Consider the following 1,825-nt stretch of genomic DNA (forward strand, 5'->3'; position numbering starts at 1 on the left):
ACCTGGTCTGCAGTGCAGGGATGGCTCAACAACCCTGGGGTCGTAGGTGCGTCTCGGTTCACGCAGATCGTGGTCAACCCTATCGGACGGCACGGCGATATCATGGAACACAGCGCCTGGGTCAGCAGGCGCTGGAGGCTTCCCCTGTCGGCTGCCGGGAATCCGCCGGCGGGCCGCGCCGAGAGATCGGGAGCCAATGCGGCGCGGGAAGTGCCTTTCGATCCGAACGATCCGGATGCGCGCGACAGCTTCCTCAACCGACTGTGCGAAGGCGCTGGCATACTCGAAATTCTGATCGACAAAATCAGTGCCCCGATCGAAGGCGCGCGCGACAAGGCGCTCATCACGGCGGGGCTGGCACAAGCCAGTATCGCCGCGGCGGGATTGGTTGGATTGCCGCCTCCTCCGTTCTTGGTTTACATTCGCGACACGGCGCTGGGAGTTGCGATCGCGGCTCAGGCGACCCTCGCTCTTCTGGCTGTGGTTAGGGGGTTCGCGCCGGGGACAGTGCACGTCAATGAAGCGCTCGGCGACATCTCCAACTTTCTTGCGGAAGTCGATCAGCTCTGGATCCTTCGGCTGCTGTCGGACATGCTCATGGGCTCGGACCAGAAGCCAAGGGCCATGACGGCGATCAGCTACGCGGTCATGGACATCCACAATTATCGCGACTGGGTCTGCTCAAAGAACGGCGATTCAATCGAGGTGTTCTTTTCGGCCTGGTCGCTCGACGCGATCAATTTCCTCAACCTGCTGTTCGCCCGTGTTCGGCAGCTGGAGGCGGGTATGCTTCCGGAGACCAACGGCGAGCGAATGGCATTTCCGGGTTATGTCGCGATCAGATTCACAGGGAAGACCGGAGCCCTGATCGGAATGCAACGATGGAATTCCACCGTTTCGATCGAAATCGCGAGCATTAATGCCTGCAAGGGAACAGCGCCGCTGTTGGCACGCGTTCACCAGGACGCACTCGAGGCGATTGGTGCCGGCGTCCCTCTGGCACGGATCCACTGGGGGCAGAAGAACACGGTACCAATGCGCCATGTCGAGGCTGCTTATGATGCATGGGTGCCCGGCGGCGACCTCGCACTCTGGCGCCAGCAGCTGTCGCTTCTCACCCGCAACGGACGTGACGCAGTCTTCAGCACCGCGTTTACTCGCCAGGCAGGCCTCGAAGTGGTTCAGCCGCTCGTGGGAAGTTTCGCCGCAAGCCCCGACACCGTCTGCGCGCACTCAACGGTGGATGTCAGCTGGGAGGCGGAAGATAATCCGAAGGGCACGGTTGCCCGCCTTCAGCTGAAGGGCGTGACGCCTGTCACGGCCGAGGTGACGATTGCTTCCGTGGGTTTGAAGGGGGCCATGCAGGTTCCGATACCACCTGGCCAGCACGAGCTCGCGTTGGTAGTGGAATACGGGCTTAATGGCCGCACGTTGAGAGACCGGCGGGCGCTGCGCGTCCGCGCCGTGACCGCGGGCGATCTCGTGACCTTTATTCTGGAGGCGACCTGCGGGTCGTTTTCTAACGTGAATCGCTGGTGGGTCGACATCAATATGGGCGGCCTTAGCTATTCGCCGGACATTCAGGTCGAGGCTCTGAAAGTCATTTCATCGACCGGCGGGAGCTGGCGACTGAGGCGTTCCGGCAAGCCCGACATGGTGCTTACCAGCGCGACTTCACCGCTGCCCGTCGCCGATCGGCCGCCACTTCATAACAGCAGCTGGCGCTTCCTATCCGAGGCAACTGGCTGCACCGGCCCGGTGCCGACGCTCACTATCCAGTTCACCGTCTCGTGCTAGGCTGAGGGAGATCATCGATGGCTGAAAT

The 1,825-nt window shown here is 61.9% G+C and carries 1 protein-coding gene; it reads left to right on the top strand.

Going from position 1 to position 1,825, the window contains the following annotated elements:
* Nucleotides 1-1,797, top strand: a 1,797-nt coding sequence (locus tag AC6CIG_RS29605; RefSeq protein ID WP_498324374.1) for a hypothetical protein, incomplete at its 5' end; no start/stop codon positions are given.
* Between the last annotated feature and the right edge of the window lie 28 nt (nt 1,798-1,825).

Source organism: Sinorhizobium sp. GQ132 (assembly GCF_059758575.1).